23 protein-coding genes are annotated in these 19,436 nt (G+C 68.6%); 6 read left to right on the forward strand and 17 right to left on the reverse strand.

Features of this window, described 5'->3' with window-relative positions; genetic code table 11:
• Positions 1-6: 6 nt before the first annotated feature.
• The 3 genes from ACZ3HV_RS28705 to ACZ3HV_RS28715 all read right to left on the reverse strand — a co-directional run bounded on the left by ACZ3HV_RS28705 (position 7) and on the right by ACZ3HV_RS28715 (position 2,716).
• Positions 7-1,272 carry a toxic anion resistance protein gene (locus ACZ3HV_RS28705; RefSeq protein ID WP_465688510.1) on the reverse strand — a complete coding sequence of 422 codons (1,266 nt, stop codon included), beginning with the start codon at positions 1,270-1,272 and terminating at the stop codon, positions 7-9.
• A 120-nt stretch (positions 1,273-1,392) separates the two neighbouring features.
• Positions 1,393-1,848 carry a dihydrofolate reductase gene (locus ACZ3HV_RS28710; protein ID WP_465688512.1) on the reverse strand — a complete coding sequence of 152 codons (456 nt, stop codon included), beginning with the start codon at positions 1,846-1,848 and terminating at the stop codon, positions 1,393-1,395.
• 76 nt (positions 1,849-1,924) lie between these two features.
• Positions 1,925-2,716: a thymidylate synthase gene (locus ACZ3HV_RS28715; protein WP_465688514.1), complete on the reverse strand. Its 792-nt coding sequence runs from the start codon at positions 2,714-2,716 to the stop codon at positions 1,925-1,927.
• A gap of 33 nt (positions 2,717-2,749) precedes the next feature.
• Here ACZ3HV_RS28715 and ACZ3HV_RS28720 point away from each other — a divergent pair, with 33 nt between their 5' ends.
• Positions 2,750-3,400 carry a peptidyl-tRNA hydrolase gene (locus ACZ3HV_RS28720; RefSeq protein WP_465688516.1) on the forward strand — a complete coding sequence of 217 codons (651 nt, stop codon included), beginning with the start codon at positions 2,750-2,752 and terminating at the stop codon, positions 3,398-3,400.
• On the opposite strand, the gene ACZ3HV_RS28725 is transcribed toward ACZ3HV_RS28720, so the two are convergent.
• The 4 genes from ACZ3HV_RS28725 to ACZ3HV_RS28740 are packed head-to-tail and all read right to left on the reverse strand — an operon-like array spanning position 3,379 to position 5,378.
• Positions 3,379-3,969, reverse strand: coding sequence for a dihydrofolate reductase family protein (locus ACZ3HV_RS28725; protein ID WP_465688518.1), 591 nt, complete (start codon positions 3,967-3,969; stop codon positions 3,379-3,381). The genes ACZ3HV_RS28720 and ACZ3HV_RS28725 overlap by 22 nt on opposite strands.
• Before the next feature lie 2 nt (positions 3,970-3,971).
• Entirely contained in the window at positions 3,972-4,577 is a 606-nt protein-coding gene (locus tag ACZ3HV_RS28730) for a dihydrofolate reductase family protein (RefSeq protein WP_465688520.1), read from the reverse strand.
• 1 nt (position 4,578) lies between these two features.
• Entirely contained in the window at positions 4,579-5,049 is a 471-nt protein-coding gene (locus ACZ3HV_RS28735; RefSeq protein WP_360374616.1) for an SRPBCC domain-containing protein, read from the reverse strand.
• Complete coding sequence (locus ACZ3HV_RS28740; protein WP_465688522.1) at positions 5,046-5,378, reverse strand: ArsR/SmtB family transcription factor; 333 nt, start codon at positions 5,376-5,378, stop codon at positions 5,046-5,048. The genes ACZ3HV_RS28735 and ACZ3HV_RS28740 overlap by 4 nt, the downstream gene beginning before the upstream one ends.
• A 124-nt stretch (positions 5,379-5,502) precedes the next feature.
• Here ACZ3HV_RS28740 and ACZ3HV_RS28745 point away from each other — a divergent pair, with 124 nt between their 5' ends.
• A complete protein-coding gene (locus tag ACZ3HV_RS28745; protein WP_465688524.1) occupies positions 5,503-5,727 on the forward strand; it encodes a hypothetical protein in 225 nt (74 codons plus the stop codon).
• Positions 5,727-6,248 carry a Clp protease N-terminal domain-containing protein gene (locus tag ACZ3HV_RS28750; RefSeq protein WP_465688526.1) on the forward strand — a complete coding sequence of 174 codons (522 nt, stop codon included), beginning with the start codon at positions 5,727-5,729 and terminating at the stop codon, positions 6,246-6,248. The genes ACZ3HV_RS28745 and ACZ3HV_RS28750 overlap by 1 nt, the downstream gene beginning before the upstream one ends.
• Here the strand turns inward: ACZ3HV_RS28750 and ACZ3HV_RS28755 are convergent.
• From ACZ3HV_RS28755 to ACZ3HV_RS28780, 6 genes are all read right to left on the reverse strand, one after another.
• Positions 6,245-7,750, reverse strand: coding sequence for a multicopper oxidase family protein (locus ACZ3HV_RS28755; protein ID WP_465688528.1), 1,506 nt, complete (start codon positions 7,748-7,750; stop codon positions 6,245-6,247). The two genes, ACZ3HV_RS28750 and ACZ3HV_RS28755, sit on opposite strands and share 4 nt — an antisense overlap.
• A complete protein-coding gene (locus tag ACZ3HV_RS28760; RefSeq protein ID WP_465688530.1) occupies positions 7,747-8,178 on the reverse strand; it encodes a hypothetical protein in 432 nt (143 codons plus the stop codon). The genes ACZ3HV_RS28755 and ACZ3HV_RS28760 overlap by 4 nt, the downstream gene beginning before the upstream one ends.
• On the reverse strand, positions 8,175-8,549 hold the full coding sequence (locus tag ACZ3HV_RS28765) for a hypothetical protein (RefSeq protein ID WP_465688532.1): 375 nt from the start codon (positions 8,547-8,549) through the stop codon (positions 8,175-8,177). The genes ACZ3HV_RS28760 and ACZ3HV_RS28765 overlap by 4 nt, the downstream gene beginning before the upstream one ends.
• 133 nt (positions 8,550-8,682) lie before the next feature.
• A complete protein-coding gene (locus ACZ3HV_RS28770; protein WP_360374602.1) occupies positions 8,683-9,027 on the reverse strand; it encodes a hypothetical protein in 345 nt (114 codons plus the stop codon).
• A gap of 179 nt (positions 9,028-9,206) precedes the next feature.
• Positions 9,207-9,422, reverse strand: coding sequence for a hypothetical protein (locus tag ACZ3HV_RS28775; protein WP_465688534.1), 216 nt, complete (start codon positions 9,420-9,422; stop codon positions 9,207-9,209).
• 113 nt (positions 9,423-9,535) lie between these two features.
• On the reverse strand, positions 9,536-10,573 hold the full coding sequence (locus ACZ3HV_RS28780; RefSeq protein WP_360374598.1) for a LacI family DNA-binding transcriptional regulator: 1,038 nt from the start codon (positions 10,571-10,573) through the stop codon (positions 9,536-9,538).
• 148 nt (positions 10,574-10,721) lie between these two features.
• Here ACZ3HV_RS28780 and ACZ3HV_RS28785 point away from each other — a divergent pair, with 148 nt between their 5' ends.
• On the forward strand, positions 10,722-11,426 hold the full coding sequence (locus ACZ3HV_RS28785) for a copper homeostasis protein CutC (RefSeq protein ID WP_465688537.1): 705 nt from the start codon (positions 10,722-10,724) through the stop codon (positions 11,424-11,426).
• Complete coding sequence (locus ACZ3HV_RS28790) at positions 11,423-11,695, forward strand: DUF4031 domain-containing protein (RefSeq protein ID WP_360374594.1); 273 nt, start codon at positions 11,423-11,425, stop codon at positions 11,693-11,695. The genes ACZ3HV_RS28785 and ACZ3HV_RS28790 overlap by 4 nt, the downstream gene beginning before the upstream one ends.
• 17 nt (positions 11,696-11,712) lie before the next feature.
• Here ACZ3HV_RS28790 and tuf read toward each other — a convergent pair whose 3' ends face one another.
• Complete coding sequence (tuf, locus tag ACZ3HV_RS28795) at positions 11,713-12,900, reverse strand: elongation factor Tu (protein ID WP_465688539.1); 1,188 nt, start codon at positions 12,898-12,900, stop codon at positions 11,713-11,715.
• Between the two features lie 345 nt (positions 12,901-13,245).
• Positions 13,246-15,627 (reverse strand): outer membrane protein assembly factor BamB family protein, encoded by a 2,382-nt coding sequence (locus ACZ3HV_RS28800; RefSeq protein ID WP_465688541.1) that lies wholly within the window; start codon positions 15,625-15,627, stop codon positions 13,246-13,248.
• A 176-nt stretch (positions 15,628-15,803) separates the two neighbouring features.
• On the opposite strand from ACZ3HV_RS28800, the gene ACZ3HV_RS28805 reads away from it, so the two are divergent.
• A complete protein-coding gene (locus ACZ3HV_RS28805; RefSeq protein WP_465688543.1) occupies positions 15,804-16,679 on the forward strand; it encodes a Gfo/Idh/MocA family protein in 876 nt (291 codons plus the stop codon).
• Between the two features lie 10 nt (positions 16,680-16,689).
• On the opposite strand, the gene ACZ3HV_RS28810 is transcribed toward ACZ3HV_RS28805, so the two are convergent.
• Positions 16,690-18,951 (reverse strand): outer membrane protein assembly factor BamB family protein, encoded by a 2,262-nt coding sequence (locus tag ACZ3HV_RS28810; protein WP_465688545.1) that lies wholly within the window; start codon positions 18,949-18,951, stop codon positions 16,690-16,692.
• 126 nt (positions 18,952-19,077) lie between these two features.
• Positions 19,078-19,389, reverse strand: coding sequence for an ArsR/SmtB family transcription factor (locus ACZ3HV_RS28815; RefSeq protein WP_465688547.1), 312 nt, complete (start codon positions 19,387-19,389; stop codon positions 19,078-19,080).
• Between the last annotated feature and the right edge of the window lie 47 nt (positions 19,390-19,436).

The following is a 19,436-nucleotide window of genomic DNA, read 5'->3' on the forward strand; positions in this document are numbered from 1 at the left end:
TCTGCTTCAGCGACCGAGGTCGAGGTCGAGGCTGCCGTGGACGACCCGCTGGTCCTGCTGCGCGACCCGGTCCAGGTAGCTGCGGGACTTGGTCACCTCGGTCTCCAGCGTGCCGATGGTGGCGGCCATGTTGTCGAGCGCCTCGACCTTGAAGGTGTCGATCGCGTCCATGGTCGCGTAGATGTTCGCGAACGCGGCCTGCAGCTGCGGCAGCCCGATCGTCGCGGATGCCGCCTGCTGCTGGATCGCGACCGAGTTGTCCTTCAGCATTTGCGACGTGCGCTCGATCATGTTGCTGGTGGTCGTGTTCAGCGCGCTGATCTGGTCGAGCACGAGCTTCTGGTTGCTGAGGGCCTGCGCCACGATGACCGCAGTACGCAGCGCCGAGACGGTCGTGGTCGAGGCGCGGTCGACGCCCTTGATCAGCTCGATGTTGTTCTTGATCACGATGTCGATGGCCAGGTAGTTCTGGATCGACACGGCCAGCTGGGTGAGCAGGTCCTGGTGCTTCTGCCGGACGTAGAACAGCAGGTCCTCGCGGAACGCCTTCGCCTTGTCCGGGTTGGTCGCGTCCAGCTCGGCGATGGCCGCGGACAGTCGGGCGTCGAGCCGCTCGGCGACGTACACGTACTGGTTCAGCCGGGTCATGGCGTCCCAGAGGTTCTGCTTCTCCAGGTTCAGCGCGGCGTTGTCCTTGCCGAGCTCGTCCTGGCCGTTGCGCAGTGCGTGAAGGATGCCATCGAGGTGGCTCTGCGCGCTCTGGTACTTGCGGAAGTAGTCCTCGATCTTGTTCCCGAACGGGATCATCCCGAGCAGCTTCTTCGGCCCGGCGGCTTCCTTCGGGTCCAGGTCCTCGACCGTACGGCGAAGGTCGAGCAGCGTCTTGCCGACGGTCGACCCTTCGGACAGGCCGCCCTCCTGCAGCGCCCGTACCGGTGCCTTGAGCAGGCGGTTCGAGCTGTCCGCGGCGGCGCGGATGTCGACGTCGCCCATGCTCCGGACGTCACTGGCCTTGGCCGCGAACTCCGGCGACCGCGGCTCGGCCGCCATCAGCGAGGTCAGGAAGGTGTCCACCTTGGCGTCGAGCGCCGGCAGGGCCGCCGCGTCCACGGCCGGTGCCAGACTCGGAGCGGCCGTCGCGGCGACGGGCTGTGACGGTGGCGGAGCGGTCAGTATCAGTCCCGGAGCTGTCGCGGTCGGCGGCTGCAACGGCGACACCGCCGGCTGCGCCGCGGCGGCTCCCGCACCTGCTGTGTTGTCTGCTTCGGTCATCGTCGTTCCCCTCCGGTGGCCTCCGCGAGCGTCCCCTCGCCCGCGCACTGTCACCTCCGTGACGCGCACACAATCTACGCGGTTCCAGGTCTTTCTGACTGTCCCGTTGCCTACTCGTTGTTAGCTGCGACGGTAGCCAACGAACGCAAAGCCGTCGTGGGGGTCGCGGGCGGTTTCGGTCCAGGCGGCGGGGTCGAGATCCGGGAAGGTGATGTCGCCCGTGGGGGACTGGTCGACCTCGGTGAGTTCGAGGCGGTCGGCGTACGGGAGGGCCTGGCGGTAGATCTCGCCGCCGCCGGCCACGTAGAGGTCACCTTCGTACTTGAGCGCTTCTTCGAGGGTGTGGACGACCTCGACGCCGTCGGCGGACCAGTCCGGTTGGCGGGTGACGACGACAGTACGGCGACCGGGGAGCGGCCGGCCGATCGAGTCGTAGGTCTTGCGGCCCATCACGAGGGTGTGGCCGAGAGTGAGCTGCTTGAAGTGCTGCAGGTCCTCGCGGATCCGCCAGGGCAGATCGTTGTCCCGCCCGATCACACCGTTCCGCCCGACCGCGGCAATCAGAATGATGCTCATCCACGTCCTCGCTTCGCTCCGGGCGCGGATGAGACACGAGGCCGGCTGTGCTTGATGATGCCCTCGCTTCGCTCGGTCATACGGCGATGGGCGCCTTGATCCCGGGGTGCGGGTCGTACCCGATCAGTTCGACGTCGGCGATCTCGTAGGAGTCGATCGAGTCGCGCTTGGCGAGTTGGAGGGTCGGGAGCGGCCGGGGCTCGCGGGTGAGCTGCAGGCGGGCCTGGTCGAGGTGGTTCAGGTACAGGTGGGCGTCACCGAGCGTGTGCACGAAGTCGCCGACCTCGAGCCCGGTCTGCTGCGCGACCATGTGCGTCAGCAGCGCGTACGACGCGATGTTGAACGGGACCCCGAGGAAGATGTCGGCCGACCGCTGGTACAGCTGGCAGGACAGCCGGCCGTCGGCGACGTAGAACTGGAACATGGTGTGGCACGGCGGCAACGCCATGCTGTCCACGTCCGCGACGTTCCACGCGCTCACGAGGTGCCGGCGGGAGTCCGGGTTGTTCTTGATCGCCTCGATCACGCCCGCGATCTGGTCGACGTGCCGGCCGTCCGGCGTCGGCCAGGACCGCCACTGGTAGCCGTACACCGGGCCGAGCTCGCCGTCGGCGTCGGCCCACTCGTCCCAGATCGAGATGTTGTTCTCGTGCAGCCACTTGATGTTCGTCGACCCGCTGAGGAACCAGATCAGCTCACCGATCACCGACCGCAGATGCAGCTTCTTGGTCGTCACCGCCGGGAAACCGTCGCGGAGGTCGTAACGCGACTGGTGGCCGAACACGCTCAGCGTGCCGGTCCCGGTCCGGTCGCCCTTCTGCACCCCGTTGTCCAGCACGTGCCGTAGAAGATCCAGGTACTGCTGCATGTGGTCAACCTACAGCCCTGGCAGACTCGCAGCGTGGAACAGGTGCTCACCCTCGTCGTGCGAGTCGAGAAGAACGCGCGGCCCGCGCAGACGGATGCGTTGGAGACGGCGGCGCGGGCGGTGCTGGCGATCCTGGCGGACGAGCGGTCGGCGGATGTGGGGGAGTGGGCCGAGGCGATGCACGCTTGGCAGGACGACCGGATCCGGAAGATCGTGAAACGCGCCCGCGGCATCGAGTGGCGCCGTGCTGAAGGGGTGCCGGGAATCACGATGACCGGGGTGACCGCGGAGGTACGCGTGTTTCCGCCGACACCGGTGGATGCCGTCCCCGCGGAGATCGCCAATCTGCAGGTGAGTGGCACCGACTTCGAGGATCCCGAGGAGCTTCCGGCGCTGGAGCCCGGCGTACCAGTGCTGTGGTTGAACCCAGGGCTGGAGATGTCGAGCGGGAAGGCGATGGCGCAGTGTGGTCACGCGGCGCAGCTCGCCTGGTGGGAGTTGTCGGCCGAGGCGCGCAAGGAATGGGCTGCGGCGGACTTCGCGCTGGCGGTCCGTACGGCAAGTCCGGCCCGGTGGAAGGCCTTGCTGGCCCGCGGCCTACCCGTGGTCCAGGACGCGGGCTTCACCGAAGTTGAGCCCGGGTCCCGGACCGTGATCGCGGATCATCCTTTGCTCACGCGGTAGTGCAGGTGTGTGACGCGGTCACCTACGACGATCTTCGGGTCGTCCAGCAGGATCTGGTCGCCGACGTAGTCACCGAAGAAGCGGACTCCGGTGCCGAATACCACCGGGACCAGGTTGTACGCGATCTCGTCGACCAGACCGGCGGCCAGTGCCTGGCCGGTCAGGTTGCCGCCCGTGACCGAGACGTCGTGGTCGCCGGCGTACTCCTTGGCCTGGGCGACCGCTTCCTCGATCCCGTTCACGAACGTGAACGGCGCGTCGGGGAACGGCCAGTCGGCCGGCGGCTCGTGGGTGACCACGAAGACGTGGTCGCCGACCGCGGGTACGCCGTTCCAGCCGTTGGTGATGTCGAACAGGCGCCGGCCGATCACGCACGAGCGGACGTTCGGCCAGGTCGAGTTGATGTAGTCCGCGCTGGCCTGGCTCACGTGGAACGGCCGGTCCTGGTCGGTTCCGTAGATCTCGATCGGTCCGTTGTTGTACCAGTCGAACAGCGGGCCGACCCCGTCCTCGGTGTCGGCCACCAACCCGTCGAGCGAGACGACCGCCGCGGCGATGACGTTGCCCATGGCTACTTCTCCTTCACGACCCGATAGGTGAGGTGCTGCGCGGCCGGCGTCGAGACGGACTCGACCAGCTCCAGCCCGACAGCAGGTGCGGCGGTGGCCGGGAACAGGCGCGTCCCGTCGCCCAGTACGACGGTTGCCACGTGCAACCGCAGTACGTCGGCCAGCCCGGCCGCGAGCACCTCGTGACAGACCTGACCGCCGCCCATCACGTAAACGTCCTTGTTGCCGGCAGCCGCACGAGCCTGCTCGACGGCGTCCTCGACGGTGCGGACGAACCGGAATCGATCGCCCAGCCGGGTCTTCTCGGGTGCGGAGTGGGTGACCACGAAGACCGGCGGATTCACCTCGCCGGTCGGCTTGGCGCCGTACCCCATCTCCTCGTTCCAGCCGCCGGGACCGTCGATGATGTCGAACAGGTTCCGGCCCTGGATGACCGCACCGGTCGCCTCGAAGGCCGAGTCCAGGATGGCCTGGTCCGCGTCGGTGCCGTGGAAGACCCAGTCGTGCAAGGCCTCGCCACCGTCACCGAGCCCGTTGTCGAGACCGACGTTGGGCCCGGTGACGTAGCCGTCCAGCGACACCGAGATGTCGATGACGACCTGGCTCATGTCAGCTCTCCTTCGCGAGCAGCTCGGCCAGGCGGTCCATCGAGTCGTTGATGCCGTTCGCCATGCCGTACTCGATCGACTGGTCGCGGCTCTCGACCGAGGGGAACACCGACTGCTGGTGCAGGCGGACGCCCTTCTCGGTCGGCTCGAGCGTCATCTTCTCCAGGCAGACCTCGCCCGGCGCGCCCTCCCACTCGAAGGTCTGGATGATCACCTTGTCCTGCTCCACGGTGTGGAAGACACCACGGAAGGCGTACTCACCGGAGTCGTCCTTGTGGATGTAGCGGTACGTCCCGCCCGGGCGTACGTCGTACTTCTCGACCGTCGCGTCGAGGTCGCGCGGGCCGAGCCACTGCACGACCAGGTCCTTGTCGGTGACGATCCGGAACAGCTGCGCCGGGGTGGCGTCGAACTCGCGGATCACCTCGACGAACGGGGTGCCGGCGGGGGTGTTGATGGTTGTGCCACTCATCGTTCTTTCTCCCTCTGCAGTAGTGCTTCCATTCGGCGGAAGCGGCGTTCGGTCTCGAGCCGGTACTCGTCGATCCAGCTCGTCAGCGCTTCCAGGGCGGCCGGCACCAGGTGGCAGGGGCGGCGTTGCCCGTCCCGGGTCCGGGTGATCAGCCCGGCGGCCTCGAGCACCTGGATGTGCCGCGACACCGCCTGCTTGGTGATCGGGAACGGTTCGGCCAGCTCGTTCACGGTGGCCGGCCCGCGGGACAGTCGCGCGATCATCGCCCGCCGGACCGGGTCACCCAGTGCGGTGAAGGCCCGATCGAGCTGGTCGTCGTCAACCGTCATCTTTATCAACCATTCCCTTGATCAACCGATACGTTGAATATAGGAAGGCGGTCTGCCTGGTGTCAAGGGGTCTGTTTAAGCAACCTTGGTTGACATTCGAGCGTTGTCAACCTAAGTTGCTTAGATGACCGAGTTGGTGGATCCCGAGGACCCCGCGGCGGGCCTGGCCGCGGTGGTCGCGTTGCGCCGGCTGGCCGACCGGCTGGAGGACAGCCAGGTGGAGCAGGCGATGCGGGCCGGCTGGAGCTGGTCCGACGTGGCCGAGGTGCTGGGGGTCACCCGGCAGGCCGTACACAAGAAACACGCCCGGCGGCTGCTCGCCGCCGGCGTCGCCCTGAGGAGGCGTTGATGCCGTCGGATGCGCCCGGACGCGATGAGCTGTCCAAATCTGCGAAGGACATTCGCGCGCTGCTGGTCCGCGGCGCGCGCGAGGAGGCCCGCCGGGACGGATCCCGGACGATCGAGGCCGAGCATGTGCTGCTTGCGCTGGCCGCCACGGAGACGACGTCCGAGGCGCGGATGCTGGCCGAGGCGGGGCTGACCGAGGAGGCGATCCGGGCCGCGCTGACCCGCGAGTGGGAGCACAGCCTGGCCGTCGCCGGGATCGCGATCAAGATCGGCTTGTTGCCGATGGCAACAGCTGATGAGCACCGCGACCCGCACATCGGTGAGTCGACCAAGCTGCTGCTCAAGCGCGCGATGGACGCGCCACCGAAGATCGGCGCCGGCCGGATCGGCCCGACCCGCATCCTGGTCGGCCTCCTCGACACCGAGCGCGGCCGCGTCGCCCGCGCCCTCGAGGTGGCCGGCGTCGACCGCGCCGCGCTGCGCGCCAAGGCCGCCGAAGCCCTGGTCCAAGGCGTCCGCTAGATCGTTTCGAAGCCGGCCATCATCGCCATGTCTTCGTGTTCGAGGTTGTGGCAGTGGATGAGGTATTTGCCCTTGTGGGCGGTGAATCTGATCAGAACGTCGACGACCTCGGCCGGCCGGACGTCGACGGTGTCCTTCCAGCCGGCGTCGAACCCGCCGGGCTTGCCACCGCCGCGGCTGAGCACCTGGAAGGGCGCGAGATGGACGTGCACCGGGTGGTGGACGTCGGTGACGAACGACCAGATCTCGTCCTGATCCAGCTTCACCTGCGCCTGCATCACCGCGGGGTCGAACGGTTTTCCGTTGATCGTCCACCCTTTGTGCTCGCCCGCGTCTCCCCGGCTGAACCGCCACTTCCTCCGGACGACACCGGCGGGCTTCGGGAGTACGGCGTACGACGAGAGTTTGGCCGGGATGCTGCTCTCGTCGACGGCCTTGCGGGCGACCTTGAAACGCAGGACGTTGGCGTTGTTGTCCAGCTTGTTGACCAGCGTGACCTCATCGCCAGGCTGGTACGGCGAGAAGTCCACGATCACGTCGAAGCGCTCGGCCGGGGCGATCACCAAGGTCTTGTGCTCGGCCGGTGCGTCCAGCAGTCCACCATCGCTGCCGATCTGGACGAACTTCGCCGTCCCTTTGTCGAACGCGAGCTCGTAGCGGCGGGCGTTGCTCGCGTTCAGGATCCGCAGCCGATAGCGGACCGCGTCCACCTCGTGCACCGCCCACGGTGCGCCGTTCACCAGCGTGACATCACCGATGACGCCTTCCATGTACTGCGGCTCGACGCCGATGCCGTCCTTGGCCACCGGGTACAGGAACCCGCCGTTGTCGTCGAATGCGCGGTCCGCGATCACGAGCGGGATCTCCCGATCGCCTGCAGGCAAAGGCAATCGATCTTCCTCGTCGTCCCGGATGATGTGTACGCCGAACAGGCCGCGATAGACCTGTGGAGCGGTGTAGTCCATCGTGTGGTCGTGGTACCAGAGCATGGCGGCCCGCTGCGTGTTCGGGTACGCGTACATGCGAGTGCCCGTCTTCACGTCACCTCCACGCATGGCGTGGTGACCGGCGTGGCTCTCGCCCGGTGGCATCAGGAGGTCCAGCGGCCAGCCGTCGCTCGTGGCCGGCGTGTGACCGCCATGCAGGTGTACGACGGTCGACGAGTCGAGCTCGTTGACCTGCTCGATCACAGTGGTCCGCCCACTTCGTACGTCGAACGTGGGTCCTGGCAGGAGGCCGTCGTACCCCATCACCTCGGTCTTGAGGCCGGGGAGGATCTCCAGCCTGGCCTTGCGCTGCACGACGCGGTAGTAGTCGGCGGCGGCATCAGTGCGGACGGGCTTCTTCAGCGGTGGTATGGGCAGCGGCACCTTGAACGGCTCGGGCAATGGCGCCTTGCTGCGGAGGAGTTCACCGGCTTGGGCGGGCTTGGCCTCACTTCCGCAACTGGTCAGGGTCAGAGCAGCACCAACGGCTAGGAATCCGCGGCGGGACAGGGTCATCGCTTGGCCTCCCGGCGGCTCAGGCGTGCGGTGGGACGGAACGACCAGACGGTCATCCAGATGACGGTGATGACGATCGCCGTACCGAGTGGGACGTGGACGGCGAAGTTCTGCAGGTAGCCGAAGGTGAGCTGGACGAATTCGGCGACGAACAGCACCGCGGTGAGGAGGGTCGGCCAGACCCGACCGCCGCCGCCCAGCCAGTAGATCGCCGCGGCGACGAACTGGATCATCGCGACCATCCAGACCGTCGACCCGATCGGGCCGTGGATGTTCATCGCGTCGACGTTGCCGGACAGGAAGTAGCCGGCCAGGATCGGTTGCGCTCCGACGAGTACGGCGTGCAGCAGGAGGGTGATCCGGAGTCCCCAGAGGCTCGCGCGTGGCCGGCGTACCTGAGTCTTGATCGGCTCGATGGTGGTCGTCATACCGTCACCTGCACCCTCGTCGGTTGGCGCGCTGTCCAGAACGCGAAGGCGACCGCGGCTGCCACCAGGGCGATGCCTAGCGGGATGTGGATGGCGAGTTGGCGCGAGTACCCCATTGCGACCTGGAGAGCCTCGCCGAGCGTGATGAGCAGTGTCACCGCCGGGGCGAACAGCCGGCCGCCGGACCGCCACCAGATCGTTGCTATGAGCAACTGGATGAGGGCGGTGAAGGTGAGCGCCAGGCCGATCGGCTCGTGCAGGCGCATCGCCGGGCCGGAGCCGTTCAGGTACACGCCCGCGAGGATCGGCTGCAGGCAGATCGCGACGGCATGCACGCCGGCGACCACTCTGAGGGCGGTGAGGGGCTTCATGTAGACAGACAATAGTAGCCTGGCTACATGTAGATCAATCAGGTATCCCCCGGACGCGCAGAACCAGGGTCGGTGCGGTCCGGCGCGGCGTGCGGGGCGGCGTCGGTGCGCTCCGGTGGAGGTTCGGGTGGTGTCAGGTGAGGTGGCCGAGGGGCGCGACGTCGATGCCGGCGCGCTCGCAGACCCAGTGCGGGTCGGGGCCCAGCTCCGGCTCGATGCGGAGCTCGTGGTCGTGCAGGTCGTCGCAGGCGGTACACCGCGGCCAGCGAACACCGGAGTCGACCAGGCGGTCCTGGACATCCTGGGCGACCAGTCCGGCGATGTGTTCCGCGCCGTCCGGCCACTGATCCAGCCACCACTGCCGTCCGGCGACCGCGTCCTCGAGCAGCGACACCATCACGGCATCGTCGAATCCCCGCGCGGCCAGGTCATGCAAAACCATGGCCCGGGCGGTCAGCAACACACCTGGCTCACTCATCGCCCTTCAGAGTGCCAGACCCGACCGACAAAACCCCACGCCTCGCGTAAGACGTGGGGTTTCCCAACACCCATCACAGTGCTTGCGCCCTCACCTGGAGGGTTGCCCGGTCAGATTCTCAGTGGGCAACCCTCCAACTCGGGGGTTAACCACCGAGCTGGAGGGTTGTGCCACCGGGGTTAGGTGGTGGTGGGGCAGGTGGGGTCGATGCGGTCGGCCAGGCGGAGTTCGCGCTGGGCGGCGGTGCGGAGTACGGCGCTGAGCCGGGTGCGGACCGTGATGGCGCGGCGCGGGGCCGGCTCGTCGTACGGCTGCTGGGGAGCGTTCGGGAGCGCCGACTGCGACAGGGCGCGAGCGTTCTCGACTGCTGTGTTGCCGGCGATGAAGTACGTCATGATGCTGCTCCCTTCTGAGAGCATGGTGGTTCGGCCGGCGACCGGTCGGCCGTCGGATGTCGTGCGGTATCAGCCCGGGAACCCGATTGGGTCCTGGGTGTGCTGTGTGGTTGTCAGAGTTTCGGTGCGGGTCCGCTACTCGAGCGGACGACCAACTCGGTGGGCATCAGGAGCTGACGCTCGGTGCTGGCCGGGTCCAGCAGGATCCGGCCGACCGCGCGGCCCTTGTCCTTGATCGGCTGGTGGACCGTGGTCAATCCGGCCGGTCCGGCCGCCGGGATGTCGTCGAAGCCGGCCACGGTCAGGTCCCGTCCCGGGACCAGTCCGCGGACCTTCATCGCCTCCATCACGCCGAGCGCCTGGACATCGCTCAGTCCGACGATCGCGCTCGGACGGTCCTGCGAGTCGAGCACCCACTCCGCGCCGGCGAGCCCGGAGCTGAAGGCGTTGTGACCGCCGGAGACGATCCGCAGCCGGGCATCCGGCATAGCCTTCTGCAGGCCGCGAATCCGCAGCTCACAGTCGGTGTACCCGACCTCGTCGAGCGTCAGCTCCACCGGCCGGCCGCCGGCCGCCTGGGCGTTGTCGACCAGTACGACGATCTCGCGGTGACCGAGCCGGGCCAGGTGCTCGCCCAGCTGGGCGGCCGCTTCCACCTCGTCGATGGCGACCCAGGACAGGTCCGGGTGGTCGCCGCGGTCGGTGGAGACCGCCGGGATGCCGCGGTTGGCGAGGATGTCGAGCGCGGGGTGACCACCTGGGACGCAGAAGATCGCGGCGGCGTCGATGGCGGCCTGCTGGACGGCGTTGCTGCCGCCGGTGATGTCGGTCGAGCTGAGTGGCATCAGCAGCAGGCTGGTGGCGAACTCCTCGGCGACCTCGGCCAGGCCGGCCAGGAAGCCGACCGCGTACGGGTCCGAGAAGGCGTAGGCCAGCTTGTCGGTGAAGAGCACCCCGACCGAACCGGCCTTGCCGCTGCGCAACGCACGGGCGGATGCGTCCGGTCCGGCGTACCCGAGCTCGTGGGCGGTGCTCAGGATGCGCTCGCGCAAGGCGGCGGACAGCTGGTCGGGCTTGTTGTACGCGTTGGAGACGGTCGACGGCGACACACCCACGGCCTTCGCTACGGTCTTCAGCGTGACTCCTGCCATCACTCCACCTCCTCGTCCGGGGACCGCTCTGTGGCAGTCTTCTGTATCGTTCTTCTAAATCGTTCTAGAAAAACGATACAGAAGACTCTGAGGGAGTGCAACACCTATTTCCGCGAGGTCTGACCGCGGGTGCGAGATGATGGCACGCATGGGGTCGTTGCTGGAGGTCATTGCGCTGCATCCGGCGGATGCGGAGGCGGCGCAAGAGGGTGGGGCGGACCGGCTGGAGCTGTGCGCGTCGATGGAGGCGGACGGGTTGTCGCCGTCGGTGTCGACGGTCAGTGCGATCCGGCGGTCGACCGATCTGCCGTTGCGGGTGATGCTGCGCCTGACGGACTCCTTCACGATCAACGGCGCCGAGCTGAACCGGCTGACCGCCATGGCGCAGTCCTATCTGTCCGCCGGCGCGGATGGCTTCGTGCTGGGGTTCCTGACTCCCGATAACGTGGTGGATGCGGAGTCGGCGGGTGCTCTGGTCAGCACGTTCGCCGGTACGCCGTGGACGTTCCACCGCGCGATCGACGCCGTACTGGAGCAGGCGTCGGCCTGGCGTGCGTTGCGGTCGTTGCCCGGGCTCGACTGTGTGCTGACTGCTGGGTCGTCGATCGGAGTCGGGCACGGACTGGACGATCTGTGCAGGCTGGCCAAGGAGGACTCCGCGGTCGCGAGCGTGATGATGGCCGGCGGTGGACTGCAGCCGGAGCACGTGCCGTGGCTGTACCAGAGCGGCGTACGGCGATTCCACGTCGGCTCGTCGGTCCGCCAGGACGGCTCGTGGACCAAGGCCTATGTGAACTCGCGCTTCGTCCGCGCCTGGCGGAACCTGCTCGACGCCCAGGACGCGCGCGAATGATCCTTATCGACCCACCGGCCTGGCCGGCGTGGGACAGAGTCTGGTCCCACTTGGTCAGCGACGAGTCGTACGAAGAGCTGCACACCTTCGCCAAAGCTGCCGGCATCCCGGCCCGGGGCTTCGACCGCGACCACTACGACGTCCCCAGCGACCGCTACGACGACCTGATCGCCGCCGGCGCCGTACCGGTGTCCAGCCGGGAAATTGTTCGGAGACTGACTGCCTCTGGTTTACGTCACCGGAAAGGACAACGGCCCCCAACCGAGTGAGGTTGAGGGCCGTTGTGTCAGTCGAGGAGCTCGGTGACTGTGCCGGCGGCTACGGTGTGGCCGCCTTCACGGACCGCGAAGCCGAGGCCGACGTTCATGGCTACGGGCTTCTCGAGTTCTACTCCGAGCTCGATGGTGTCGCCCGGCATCACCAGGGTGATCTCACCCAGGTGGATGCCGCCGGAGACATCCGTCGTACGGAAATAGAACTGCGGGCGGTAGTCCGCGGCGAAGGGCGTGTGCCGACCACCCTCGGCCGTGGACAGTGCGTGCATGGTCGCCCGGAACTTCCGGTGCGGCCGCACACTGCCCGGCAACGCCACCACTTGGCCCCGACGGACCTCGTCGCGCTTCACGCCACGCAGCAGCACCGCCGCGTTGTCGCCCGCCTCCGCGGACTCCAGCGTCTTGCCGAACGTCTCCATCCCGATCGCCGTACTGGTGACCGTCGGACCGAGCCCGACCACCTCGACGGTGTCGCCGAGCTTCAGCGAACCGCGCTCGACCGCACCGGTGACGACCGTGCCGCGGCCGCTGATGGTGAGGACGTTCTCGATCGGCATCAAGAACGGCTCGCCCAGCACGCGGTCTGGTACCGGCACGTAGGAGTCGATCGCGTCCAGCAGCTCGCCGATCGCGGCGGTCCACTGCGGATCGCCCTCCAGCGCCTTCAGGCCGGAGACGCGCACGACCGGTACGTCGTCGCCCGGGAAGCCGTACTCCGACAGGAGTTCACGGACCTCCAGCTCGACCAGGTCGAGCAGTTCGGGGTCGTCGACGGCGTCCGCCTTGTTCAGCGCGACCACCAGGTACGGCACGCCCACCCGGCGCGCGAGCAGCACGTGCTCGCGCGTCTGCGGCATGGCGCCGTCCTGCGCGGAGACGACCAGGATCGCGGCGTCCACCTGGGCGGCGCCGGTGATCATGTTCTTGACGTAGTCGGCGTGCCCGGGCATGTCGACGTGCGCGTAGTGCCGGGTCGCGGTCTCGTACTCCACGTGCGAGATGTTGATGGTGATCCCGCGCTGGACCTCCTCCGGCGCCCGGTCGATCCCGTCGAACGCGACGAAGCGGTTGACGCTCGGGTCGCGCTCGGCGAGCACCTTGGTGATCGCCGCCGTGAGAGTGGTCTTGCCGTGGTCGACGTGACCCATCGTCCCGATGTTGAGGTGCGGCTTGGTCCGCACGAACTGGCTCTTGGCCATGAAAAGTCCTTACGTGTCAGAAGATTCGTGTGAGCCAGGACCCTCCGGGCAGCCCTCCGCGGCTGTCACCCGCACGGAGGGGGCCGGTGAGCGACCACCCTCCTCCGCGGGTCCTGCTCAGCAGGAGGAGGGTCGGATTCGCGCGCCGGTGCACAAGGCTGAATCGACTGACGCGGCCCACGTGGGAGCGCCCGTCAGGCCGGTGCCTGACAGGTCGAACTCGAAAACCACGCGGAACATGCGCATCACGGTAGAGATGAACGCTGCCTGCAGCAACAGAATTCCCGCGCTGCGCGCGCGACAAGAACGAAAGGAATGAAGGAGGAGTGGAGGGGGAGAGAGACCTCAGTTGAGGGCGAAGAGTCTGCTGCCGTCCGAGAAGATGGGGCGGGCGCCGGCTACTGCGACGGCGGGCTTGTCGCAGGTGACTTCTTCGGACTGGGCGACCGACGTCGCGGTCGGGCCGGCCAGGATCGGGCGGGGCTGGACGCCGGTGGTGCCGATCATCACCGGTGAGCAACTACCGTTCCGCTGCGGCATCAGCGTGACCACGCGTCCGTCCGGCAACATGCTGAACCCGTCCCGCGGGTACTCCGGCTGCTGCAGCTTCGGTGGCACCTCCAGCAGGTGGTGCCACTGCGGTGTGCCGTCCGCGGGGCTCAGCGCGGAGACGTCGTACGTCTGCACCTGTCCGGGGTCGGTGGTGTTCCGGCAGGTGATCAGGACGAGCGAGGCGTGGGTGGCGGCGAGCTGTGCATCGCACGACGAGGACCCGAGCCGCGGCCGCGGTGTGCCGGGCACCGGGGTCGTCCAGATGACACGGCCCTCGGCGACGTCGATGGACCACTGGTAGAGCGTTCCACCCGCAGCGCCGGTCCAGATCAGTCCGGAGACCTCACGGGTGTCGGGTACGGCGACCAGATCGCCGACCCACGTGGTCGGGTCCAGCTCGGCACTCAGGTCGAACCCGTTCCCTAGGTCGACCTCCCAGCGCTGATCGCCGGTCTTGAGGTCCAGACCGCGTACGACGGCACCGTTGCCACCACATGCGTCGACGACGACCGCCTGATCGCCCATCAGCTCGCCCTGCGTCACGTTGCAGCGCAGTTGGGTGCGCCAATGCGTCGGACTGCTCACGCCGTGCGCCACGACGTAGTTGTCCTCCGCGACGAGCAGCTGGTTCTGGTCGACCGCCAGTGCGGTCCCGTCGGTGTGGACCTCGGTCAGCACCTTCCCGGTCACCGCATCCAGTACGGCGTACGTCGGCAGGTCGACGCCCGCGGGTTCGCGGTAGTCGGCGTTGGGGAGGTGTGCGGCGACGGTACGGCCGTCGGCGGAGACCAGCAGGCCCTTGGAACCACTGGATGCGGCGTCCTTGACGTCGGCCCGCGAGTACCGCCACCGGATCTGGCCGGTGGTCGCATCGGACATGACCACGCCGTCCGACCGCAGTTCGGCCACTCCGCCCGCCGTACCGGCGATGGCGCCTGTAGCGGGCACCTCGCGGCTCCAGGCCAGAGTGCCGTCGAGCTGCACCGGGAGCTGGTTGGGCTCGATGGTGGTCGTCGTACTGACCGTGTTGGCGGTCTCCAGCCGGGCCTGCACGAACGGCTCACCGGCCGACACCACCACCCAGGCCAGCAGCGCCCCGCACACCACGGTGGCGCCGACACCCAGCAATCGCGGTGGAGCCTGCGCGTACGGCGGTGCGAGGCGCAGCCGCCTCGCCAACGCCAGGAGCGCACCGGCCAGCACCAGAGCGACCGACGCGAGCATCAGGTACGGCCAGCGCTCTGACATGGCCGCACCGGGCTGCGCGGCGGGCCAGCGCCACCAGCAGAAGCCAACGGCGATCAGGCCGACCACTCCGAACACCAGTGCCGGGATGGTGACCAGTTGCCGCTCGGCCCGCCGGAACCAGGCGCAGGCCAATGCGGCCGACAGCGCCGTACCGGCGATCGGTGCCCAGACCGGGAAGCCGGCGACCTCGTCCGGGTCGGCGGGCCACTTGGCGGCCGCACCGAGGCCACGGCCGAACAGGACGGAGGAGGCGACGACCGCGCCGAGGGCAGCACCGAAGTAGACGATCGGGATCAGCCCGCCGATCGGCCGGGCCGCCTTAGGGCCCCAGGACTCGACCTCCCGGGTGATGTTCTCCCGGGCGGCCTCTTCCCATTCGTCATGGCCTCGCGTGGTCGCGAACAGCCGGGTTTCGGCCAGGGTCTGCAGGAACGACATCCGGCCGCGGGCGAACTCCCGGTCGGCGATGTGCCCGTACTCCTGCCGGATGCCGGCGGAGTACTCGTCGTACCGCTCCGGGTCCAGGCTCAGGATGCGCAGGTCGGCGTCACACAGGACGGCGCCGTTGCGGTCGTCCGGCTCGCAGTCGTGCTTGGCGGTCAGGCGGACCAGCCGGCCGACCTCCTCGACCTGCTCGGCCTCGACGCCGTACGCCGCCAGCTCGAGCTCGGCCAGCTGGGCCGAGACCTCCTCGTTCTCCCCGGGGTCGGCCTGCGGGTCGTAGATCGCGTCGTGGAACCAGGCTGCCAGCCGGACCGTGTCCGGGTCGTCGGCGGCGTCGGCCAGCTCGTCGACGGTCCGCAGTACCTCGGTCAGGTGCCGCTGGTCGTGATAGTGACGATGTTGCTCTGCGTAACGAGCCAGCAGATCCTCGCCCAACGGCTGCGCGTGCGGCAGCAGGCGATTCCACTGGTCGCGCAGGTCCATGGCTGGGAGTCTCGCACCCCTCGGGAGCCTGCGCCGACCGATCCGGCGTTCCCGGATAGGGTCGTGGCCAAAGCGATATCGGCTCGTCACCTTGCCGCTTCGATGGGGGCACCAGGCATCGAGTCGCAGCACTGAAATTGCGGTGCAGATCACATCTGTGGCGGAACGGAGAAGAGATGCGGTTCGGTTTGGTCGGCACCGGTCCGTGGGCGCACCGGACGCACGGACCGGGCCTGACGGCAGCCTCCGGGGTGGAGCTGGTGGGCGTCTGGGGCCGGCATCCGGACAAGACCGCGGCGATCGCGGGTGACCTGGGCGTCACGCCATACGACGACTACGCGGAGTTACTCGAGTCGGTCGAGGCGGTCGCGTTCGCCGTACCGCCGAAGGTGCAGGCGTCGATGGCGCTGGAGGCCGCGGCCGTGGGCAAGCACCTGCTGCTCGACAAGCCGGTCGCGGACTCGCTCGACGATGCCCGGGCACTGGCCGACGAGGTCGCGGACGAGGGTATCGCCTCGGTGGTGTTCTTCACCGGCCGGTTCCAGCCGCCGCTGCGGACGTTCTTCGCCGAGCTGCGGGCGCGTGGCGGGTGGAAAGGCGGCTGGACCCGCATGCTCGCCGCACTCGACGAACCAGGCAAGCCGCTCATCGACTCACCCTGGCGACGCGAGCGGCGTGGCGCCATCTGGGACGTCGGCCCGCACGCCCTGTCCAACCTGACCGCGATGCTCGGCCCGATCGCCGAGCTGGCCGCCGTCGGCGGCGCCGACAGCCTGGTCCACCTCGTCCTCACCCACGAGTCCGGAGCCACCAGCACCGCCAGCATCTCGCTGTCCGCTCCGCCCGCCGGCAGCAACTTCGAGACCGGCGTCTGGGGAGAGACGGGTACGGCGCTCCTGCCGGCCAGCGAGACCTCCGCGGTCGAGGCGCTGCAACTCGCCGCCGAGGAGCTGGTAGCCGCAGCCGAGTCAGGCGAGTCGCACCCAGTCGACGTCGCCTTCGGCACCCGCATCGTCGAGCTCCTAGCCACTGCCGAGCACCAGCTCTCCTGACCCGAGTGAGTCAGCGCAGGGCGATGACTGTGTCCGGGCCTGAGGTGAGGATGAGGTTGCCGATGGCGCGGGCTTCGCGGCCGCAGGAGATGCCGGTGGGCAGAGGGACCTGACGGAAGCCGACGCGGCTGATGACGTTGGCGACGCAGCCGCTTGCGCCGCGGCCGAGCGAGATCACCCGGCCGTCGGCGGTGACGGTGACCTTCACGCGCGGGCTGACCGGTGCGGCCGTCTGCCACGCCGTCAGACCGGTGTTGGCGTCGACGGCCGTGACCACGGTCCGGCGGTTCTCCTGGCTGCTGGGACCCGGGCAGTCCACCACGATCAGGTACTTGCCGGCCGCGTTGAGCAGCGTTCGGCACGCCCAGTTCCGGGGCACCGGCCAGCGCCAGCGGATGTCGCCGGTCCGCGGCTCGATGGCCGTCAGAGCGACGGGTACGTCGGAATCGCCGCCAGGCTCGGCCACGACCACCAGTCCGGCCACCACGACCGGTCGCCGGTAGGTGTCGGCGGAGACCTTGCTCCAGAGCTTCTTGCCGGACCGCAGATCCAGCGCGGTCATCTCGTCGGGCCTGTCGTTGCAGCTGTGGTCGAGGAACGCGACCACGGTCTCGGCGGTCGCGACCGCGCCGATGTCCGTGCAGTCGCCCGGTTCGAACGTCCATCGCTCGTGGCCGTCCGGGTCGACGCCGTGCAGCTTGCCGGAGCCGCCGGACGAAGGCTCGGCGGTCAGCAGCGGTTCGGCCTGTTGCACGAGGTGGTCACGGGTCCGGCCCGGCCAGGCGGCCTTGCGGTGGCCGGTCTTCGCGTCGAGCAGCAGGTAGCCGACGTCGGCGAACTCGGCCAGCACGTAGTCGCCGTTGCCGGTGGCAACGATATTCGGCAGCTCGTCGGAATCGGACCGGCTGTAGCGCCAGCGCAGCTCCCCGGTGGCGGCGTCCAGCATCTCCACCACGCCACTCTGCCGCGGGATGGCGACGCCGTACCTCGTGCCGATCGCGCCCTCGGCGCCCGCGCCGTGCAGCGACCTGCTGACCCAGGCGACCGAGCCGTCGAGGACTGAGGGAGACGCCGTGCCCGGCTCGTTCGGTGTGCCTTCCACTCGCTCGTTGGAACTCAGCACGTAGTTGCGAGCCAGCGGCTGGACGATCAGCAGCAGGATCAGCGCTACCGCTGCCGGTACGGCGAGCCACGCGAGTTGCTGACCGAGGTTGCGGGCAGGGAGAAAGCGAGCCGTTCTGGTGCGCAGCAGTGAGGCGACCAGTGCCGCCACGCCGGCCAGGAGCAGGAGTAGCAGAGCGGCGATCAGTAGCGGCACTCGAAGGCCCACACCGACGGCTGGGTTTGTCCTGGGGGCCTGTGCCCAGGCGACGAGCAGTCCGGTGACAGCGATCGCGACTACGGCTCCTGCGATGAGTCGTGAGCGCTGGCTGGCACTGCGGGCGCAGCGGAACAGCAGGGGTGCGCTGAAGAAGGCGACGGCAGCCAGCGCGACGGGCGGCCAGCCGGCCTCGTTCTGGGCGGTCGGGACCTGCCAGGAGGCGCCGGACGCGGCGATCGCGACTACTGCGGAGGCGATCGCGCTGAAGGTGGCTATGGCGGTCAGTGCGGCTTGCTGCCAGCCACGCCACGGTGCGGGGAGTTGGCTGTCCAGTCCGGCGAGCTCGGACTCGAGGTTGACTCGGGCGACCGGACCGAGCCGTTGCCGGGCCAGTTGGGTGCGGTAGAGGTGGCCGTCGAGCAGTTCACGGACCTCGTCGTACCGGTGCTCGAGTGCGGTCTTGCGGTCGCCCGTGTCCCGCCGTACCTCGGCAGTGTGGACGACGTACCGGCTGGGGTCGGCGGCGAGAATGGCGTTGACGGCGTCGAGCAGTACGTCGCCATTGGCGTCGCGGCGCGGTGGTGCGTAGGCATCCGGCGGGGGAGCCGCCAGGTCGCCGGTGAGGCGGATCAGGCGGGCCACTTCGGCGATGCGGATCGGCGGTACGCCGTACTGCGGGAGACGCTCCTCGGCCAGCCGGGCGGAGGCCTCAGCGTCCTCGGCCGGTGTGCCGCCCGGTTCGTGTACTGCGCGGTGGAACCACGCTGCCAGCCGGACCGAGGTCGGATCGGTGGAGAGCTGGATGAGGGAGTCGAGTGCGGTCAGCACGATCTCCAGATAGTGGTCCCGGTAGGCCCGCCGGGTGCGCTCGACGTACCTGGCGATCAGCTCGTCTGCCAGCGAGGCCGAGCCGGGCACCAGCTCGTCCCACCGCCTACGAAGCTCGACCACTGCCACAGTTTGCCAGTCGCACCCCTACAACCACCGCTCGATCAACCGACCGGCACCTTGCGGTTGCCATCCACATTGGGACAGCTCATCGCGTCCAGGGCGGGTTCACCCGGCGTGTGCGCGTCGTTACTGACGGGCGGCCAGGATGCCGGGGAGGAGGCCGGGGTAGAGGTCCTCGAGGTCGGTCCGGCGGAGTTTGCTGATCCGGCGGGTGCCTTCGGTGTGGGTGGTCAGGATGCCGGCCTCGCGCAGGATGCGCAGGTGGTGGGCCCGGGTGGATGCGGTGACCGGGAGCTCGATGTCGCCGCAGGCGATGCCCTGGGGAGCGTCGGCGAGTGCGCGGACGATCTGCAGCCGCACCGGCTCACCGAGAGCCTGGAGCACCGTCGCGACCTCGATCTCGTCGCGGTCCGGCTGGGGGAGTTCCTTGCTGGTCATGGGTCAATAATACGATATCGGTCGAAGTTCGATGATCTTCGTAGTAC

Source organism: Kribbella sp. NPDC020701, from assembly GCF_055562215.1.

What these genes read in the sequence shown, in the direction of transcription:
- ACZ3HV_RS28705 (WP_465688510.1), bottom strand. Translation starts at nt 1,272, where the DNA reads ATGACCGAAGCAGACAACACAGCAGGTGCGGGAGCCGCCGCGGCGCAG.
- ACZ3HV_RS28710 (WP_465688512.1), bottom strand. Translation starts at nt 1,848, where the DNA reads ATGAGCATCATTCTGATTGCCGCGGTCGGGCGGAACGGTGTGATCGGG.
- ACZ3HV_RS28715 (WP_465688514.1), bottom strand. Translation starts at nt 2,716, where the DNA reads ATGCAGCAGTACCTGGATCTTCTACGGCACGTGCTGGACAACGGGGTG.
- ACZ3HV_RS28725 (WP_465688518.1), bottom strand. Translation starts at nt 3,969, where the DNA reads ATGGGCAACGTCATCGCCGCGGCGGTCGTCTCGCTCGACGGGTTGGTG.
- ACZ3HV_RS28730 (WP_465688520.1), bottom strand. Translation starts at nt 4,577, where the DNA reads ATGAGCCAGGTCGTCATCGACATCTCGGTGTCGCTGGACGGCTACGTC.
- ACZ3HV_RS28735 (WP_360374616.1), bottom strand. Translation starts at nt 5,049, where the DNA reads ATGAGTGGCACAACCATCAACACCCCCGCCGGCACCCCGTTCGTCGAG.
- ACZ3HV_RS28740 (WP_465688522.1), bottom strand. Translation starts at nt 5,378, where the DNA reads ATGACGGTTGACGACGACCAGCTCGATCGGGCCTTCACCGCACTGGGT.
- ACZ3HV_RS28745 (WP_465688524.1), top strand. Translation starts at nt 5,503, where the DNA reads ATGACCGAGTTGGTGGATCCCGAGGACCCCGCGGCGGGCCTGGCCGCG.
- ACZ3HV_RS28750 (WP_465688526.1), top strand. Translation starts at nt 5,727, where the DNA reads ATGCCGTCGGATGCGCCCGGACGCGATGAGCTGTCCAAATCTGCGAAG.
- ACZ3HV_RS28755 (WP_465688528.1), bottom strand. Translation starts at nt 7,750, where the DNA reads ATGACCCTGTCCCGCCGCGGATTCCTAGCCGTTGGTGCTGCTCTGACC.
- ACZ3HV_RS28760 (WP_465688530.1), bottom strand. Translation starts at nt 8,178, where the DNA reads ATGACGACCACCATCGAGCCGATCAAGACTCAGGTACGCCGGCCACGC.
- ACZ3HV_RS28765 (WP_465688532.1), bottom strand. Translation starts at nt 8,549, where the DNA reads ATGAAGCCCCTCACCGCCCTCAGAGTGGTCGCCGGCGTGCATGCCGTC.
- ACZ3HV_RS28770 (WP_360374602.1), bottom strand. Translation starts at nt 9,027, where the DNA reads ATGAGTGAGCCAGGTGTGTTGCTGACCGCCCGGGCCATGGTTTTGCAT.
- ACZ3HV_RS28775 (WP_465688534.1), bottom strand. Translation starts at nt 9,422, where the DNA reads ATGACGTACTTCATCGCCGGCAACACAGCAGTCGAGAACGCTCGCGCC.
- ACZ3HV_RS28780 (WP_360374598.1), bottom strand. Translation starts at nt 10,573, where the DNA reads ATGGCAGGAGTCACGCTGAAGACCGTAGCGAAGGCCGTGGGTGTGTCG.
- ACZ3HV_RS28785 (WP_465688537.1), top strand. Translation starts at nt 10,722, where the DNA reads ATGGGGTCGTTGCTGGAGGTCATTGCGCTGCATCCGGCGGATGCGGAG.
- ACZ3HV_RS28790 (WP_360374594.1), top strand. Translation starts at nt 11,423, where the DNA reads ATGATCCTTATCGACCCACCGGCCTGGCCGGCGTGGGACAGAGTCTGG.
- tuf (WP_465688539.1), bottom strand. Translation starts at nt 12,900, where the DNA reads ATGGCCAAGAGCCAGTTCGTGCGGACCAAGCCGCACCTCAACATCGGG.
- ACZ3HV_RS28800 (WP_465688541.1), bottom strand. Translation starts at nt 15,627, where the DNA reads ATGGACCTGCGCGACCAGTGGAATCGCCTGCTGCCGCACGCGCAGCCG.
- ACZ3HV_RS28805 (WP_465688543.1), top strand. Translation starts at nt 15,804, where the DNA reads ATGCGGTTCGGTTTGGTCGGCACCGGTCCGTGGGCGCACCGGACGCAC.
- ACZ3HV_RS28815 (WP_465688547.1), bottom strand. Translation starts at nt 19,389, where the DNA reads ATGACCAGCAAGGAACTCCCCCAGCCGGACCGCGACGAGATCGAGGTC.